Source organism: Actinomadura sp. RB99 (assembly GCF_014706005.1).
Classification (GTDB): Bacteria; Actinomycetota; Actinomycetes; order Streptosporangiales; family Streptosporangiaceae; genus Spirillospora.
Window position 1 is genome coordinate 1 of the sequence record NZ_JABMCA010000190.1, and the last position, 819, is coordinate 819.

1 protein-coding gene is annotated in these 819 nt (G+C 72.8%); it reads right to left on the reverse strand.

Translation table 11 applies throughout. The features are described from left to right. Positions 1-791, reverse strand: a 791-nt coding sequence (locus amrb99_RS49500; protein ID WP_190869041.1) for a hypothetical protein, incomplete at its 3' end; no start/stop codon positions are given. Between the last annotated feature and the right edge of the window lie 28 nt (positions 792-819).

Below are 819 nucleotides of genomic sequence, written 5' to 3' on the forward strand. Positions count from 1 at the left end.
GCGATGATCCGGTCACCCACGACGCGCAGCGCGGGAGCTGCGTCGATGGCGCCGTTCCCCCCGCCGAACTCCGCGGGCTTCCACCAATCGACGTCCGCGTCTCCATGCTCGATGTTCAGGATCACCGCACGCCGGTAGAGACTCGCTTGCATCCCGGCCGGGAGCTGCTGCGCAGTGATCACGGCGATACTGCGCACGTAGCGGCGCTGCTGCGCCGACATGTCCCGGTTCCGCCGCCCGCGGATCGCTTCGTTGTTCGCCAGGGGCCGGATCAGCCGTTCCAACTGCTCCACAGCCGTCCGCCGTTCGAGCGCTGACGCCTCGCCGTGTAGCGCGAGGTCGTCATGCAGCGTGGGCATGTCGGCCTCAGTGTCGGCGGCGATCTCGACGTCAGTGATCGTGTCCTTCATGCGGGAGGTGGCGACCGGTGGCCACTGCGCACCGTTCAGCACGAGCGCGCGGCCAGCGCTGGCGGTCGAGGACTTCCCCGAGCCAGGAGCGCCAACGACGAGCAGCGCGGACGGGACCGGCCGAATCGACTGCCCCAGGGTCCGCGCCCCGGCGGCGAGGCCGAGCAGCGGCGCCCAGCCTCCGCGCTCCGCAACGGCGACGACGCGTGCGCGGACCTCCGCGTCGGTCAGCGCGTCGGCGGCGGGATCGGGTGCGGCGGCGGCGGCGGTCCGGCCGGGAACCCCCACAAGATGAACGCGGCGCCCTTCCGGGAACGTCCGCCCGTCCGGGTAGACGTAGACGCGCCCCTCCGGCGTGTCGTGCCACCCGGTGCGGACCACAGCGAGCGTCCGCGGAAGCCGCGCGGCC